Source organism: Veillonella ratti, from assembly GCF_003992115.1.
In the GTDB taxonomy this organism is placed as follows: domain Bacteria; phylum Bacillota; class Negativicutes; order Veillonellales; family Veillonellaceae; genus Veillonella_A; species Veillonella_A ratti.
The window spans coordinates 1-3546 of sequence record NZ_RQUX01000040.1 but is presented as its reverse complement, the minus strand read 5'-3'; the positions used below and the strand labels follow the sequence as shown (position 1 = coordinate 3546).

Annotated in this window: 4 protein-coding genes; 2 read left to right on the top strand and 2 right to left on the bottom strand. The window is 43.2% G+C overall.

Annotated features, from left to right (window positions below; genetic code table 11):
- Window positions 1-84: 84 nt before the first annotated feature.
- Window positions 85-1020 carry a hypothetical protein gene (locus tag EO124_RS10080; protein WP_127059400.1) on the bottom strand — a complete coding sequence of 312 codons (936 nt, stop codon included), beginning with the start codon at window positions 1018-1020 and terminating at the stop codon, window positions 85-87.
- Between the two features lie 197 nt (window positions 1021-1217).
- Complete coding sequence (locus EO124_RS10075) at window positions 1218-1961, bottom strand: helix-turn-helix domain-containing protein (RefSeq protein ID WP_127059399.1); 744 nt, start codon at window positions 1959-1961, stop codon at window positions 1218-1220.
- A gap of 378 nt (window positions 1962-2339) precedes the next feature.
- Between EO124_RS10075 and EO124_RS10070 the strand changes: the two genes are divergently transcribed.
- Together EO124_RS10070 and EO124_RS10065 are read left to right on the top strand one after the other, a co-directional pair.
- Window positions 2340-2963, top strand: a complete 624-nt coding sequence (locus EO124_RS10070; RefSeq protein ID WP_021841112.1) for a site-2 protease family protein — start codon at window positions 2340-2342, stop codon at window positions 2961-2963.
- Window positions 2964-3026: 63 nt separating this feature from the next.
- Window positions 3027-3509, top strand: coding sequence for a low molecular weight protein-tyrosine-phosphatase (locus tag EO124_RS10065; RefSeq protein ID WP_127059398.1), 483 nt, complete (start codon window positions 3027-3029; stop codon window positions 3507-3509).
- Window positions 3510-3546 lie beyond the last annotated feature (37 nt).

The window sequence follows — 3546 nt, the reverse complement described above, 5'->3', positions numbered from 1 at the left end:
TTTTAAAAGACCGATAAGACTAGATAAATACTAGTCTCATCGGTCTAAAAACCAACTCAAAATGTCCTATAGGCCATTATTTAATTATTGACCGGTATACACATTAAACAACTCTTCCATGTTGACTAAACCGTGTGGCGCCGGACTTACCAAATACAAGCTGACTACCGCCAAAATCGTAACGGCAATAGCTGCATAAGAGAATGTGCCTCGTTGGCTAAATTCATACATGCCGAACAAACGCATACCGATAGCGGCACCAACGGCTGCCACCAAGGCTTCCATAGAGAATAAGAAGTCGGATGCGAAGAGTGCCAATACACCTACGAAGGCAGCTACAAAATAAATTACCGGAATCATTACGTCCTGTTTGCTTGGGAAGGATCGACATAATGCTTTGGCATATATGGAAATATCCAAACCGAACAAGCCTAAAAACAACAATAGGAAATTCCAAATAACCGACCACGTGCCACGGAACGCATCGCGATGTTTACTTGCATACCAAGTAAAAGCGGTTAAGCCCAAAATACCAAGACCTACTAAGATAAAGTAGTAATCAACCGGCAATAAACGAACGGCGAATACACCGACCAAACACCATACAGCGGCAGTTACCACACTGAGAATTACGCCTTTGAGCTCCGGCTTATCATTGGCCGGTAAACGGTTGTACATGCTCATGGCCAATTCAGCAATAAAGCAGAAAATAAAGAAGGCAATGGCTGCCGGTGGCATAATAAAGGACAACACGACGGAACCTACGAGGGGAATCGCTAAACGCCACCCTTTAAACAATACGAGGTTTTTTATATTCAAGCGAAAATCCTGAGTCTCAGAGGTAAACCCGTTATACACCGCAAAGGTAAGCATAAATGATACTAATTCTGCCGGTGTTGCACCCCAAATTAATAATGTCGGTACTACGATAAACGATAAGGCCACACCGGTAAAACGCGAAACAACAGCCGCACAAAATCCGGCGGTCAAATAAGGCAATAATGCAAGAACAATCTCCATGATTAACTCCATTCTACTAAGTTTAATTGAAAAAACGTTTCTTTCATACACTCTAGTATAACGAATTCAGGCCTTATAATGCAACACTTCACCCTATTAATCCCTCCTATTATTCTTACAATTATTTGATAGCTTACATCCCTTTCTTACCTTCTTTTCTTACGTCCTTTTCCTACGGACTTTTCTTATACATTTGCTTACGATCTTTTCTTATACCCTTGCCATGCATCCAATCGCCGTCGCACCGCCGAATAGGAACATCCCAATTGGTCTGCAATCTCCATCGGACTATGCCCTTCCTGATAGCGCCTGCACACATCAAACATATCTAGGGCCAAATTATTTCCTCGCAAGCGAACGCCTTCTTCTTTTAACCGTTCTGCTACGGTAGCCGGTTTCACATCATATAAGGCCGCCAATTCCGTCGTCGACATATGGCGATACTCATATAAGTAGGCCAATTCCTTAACATTTAAATACACCCGTTTATTACTGTGGCGAATCTCAATGCCACTATTGCGCAGCGTTTTCAAAACGGTCCACCGAGACATGCAAAGATGCTGTGCTATCCAACCGGCGCTTTGCCCGCTGTTATATAAGCTGATAATTTGGCGTTTCACGGAAGGTGTGGGCTCTCTAAAATCCGACTTCTTGTTCATTAACAGTCCCATTTCATGTAAACGGGCCGCTACGGTTGTATGGGAACATTGATAGCGAACTGCCAATTGCTTAACCCCAAGGCCAACGTTTTTATATAAGTGAGCCAATTCCGCTTCCGGCAATTGCTTGCGTCGCGTCCGCACCGGAATTTGATACATATGCAAACGACGCACCACCGTATCTTGACTACACTCCAATTGCTTCGCGATTTCCCAAGTCGACAACTTTTCTTCCGTATATAAACGGTTTAACAATTTTATTGGAATTACGACTTTTGCCATATATCCATCTCCCCTATAAAAACACTAACTTTTCTGTCTGTTCCCCATTTTGCCCGGCTAATACAAGAACCTCTCCCAAAGTCTCATTCATCTTTTAACACTACCTCCATTATAAAAACCACAACGGCAAGGAGCAAGGCATCGACTCATACCATTGGTGCGCATCCGCACTGTCAGTATGAGACTCACACCATTGGTACGCATCGTTAGTATGAGGCTCATACCAATGATGCGTATCCGGTGAAAACGTCCCTATCTTTTTACAAGCCCCTTCTCTGTTAGCCCCACCAATTTTAGAAATTATGGGTGATTTTTTTGCTTACATCGATAATTTACGGTATACTATAAATTACATTACATCATACAAAGGAGCTGACTATGTTTAACTTTAATCTATTAAGTATTGTAGCCGCTTTACCGGCTATCATCATTGCCATGGCCATGCACGAGTATGCGCATGCCAAAGTAGCCGACGCGTTGGGCGATGATACGCCGCGCCGTACGGGGCGACTCACCATGAATCCCTTCGCTCATATCGATTTACTAGGCATGTTGATGCTTTTGCTCTTACATTTCGGTTGGGCAAAACCGGTTATGATTAACCCGGCTAATTTTAAAAATAAAAAACGCGATGACACCCTCGTTTCGCTTGCCGGTCCGGCAGCCAACCTTGTCATCGCCTTTATATCGGCGTTTGTGCTGTTTTTCATCAATAACCACGGCATAGACGTATCTTCCGGACTTTACACGGTAATCTCGCTCATGGTAATCATTAACATCAACTTTGCCTTGTTCAATTTGATTCCCATTCCGCCTCTTGATGGAGCGCACATCGTTTCCAACATGCTCTCTCCATACTGGCAGATGAAGTATTGGCAATGGGCCCGTTACGGCTTTTTAATGCTAATCTTGCTCATTTACACGCCGTTCCTGACCTGGGTGTTGATTCCGTTGCAACAAATGATTCTAAGTTTGTTTGCTATGATTCTCCAGTTCGTCTAAAACGATTTAGTGCCTATGTAGCACGCCACTTTGTTTATAGTATTTATTGTGAAAAGGGCGCTTATGAAAACACTGAAAAAACCAATCCACGTGCAGTTCGTCTGCCACGGCAATATTTGCCGATCACCTATGGCTGAGTTTGTATTTAAAGATTTAGTGGCCAAAGCAAATCTGAGCGAGTACTTTAAAATCGATTCGACTGCTACCAGCCGCGAAGAAATTGGGAATGACACCCATCACGGAACAAAAAGTAAACTCCGTGCCCTCAATATCCCCTTTACACCGCGAGCCGCTCGGCAAGTGACCAAAGCAGATTACAATTCGGCAGATTATCTTATCATCATGGACGAAAACAATCGCCGCAATTTAAATCGCGTAATCGGCCCGGATGCAGACAACAAAGTTAAGAAAATGCTATCTTTCGTCGGTGAAACTCGCGATGTTAAAGATCCGTGGTACACCGGAAACTTTGACGAAACCTATAATGACATCAGTAAAGGCTGCGAGGCGTTACTGGCGGAAATCCGAAAACAATATAATATATAATAAGAAACCTCGTCTAAATAAGAAACCTCATCTAATT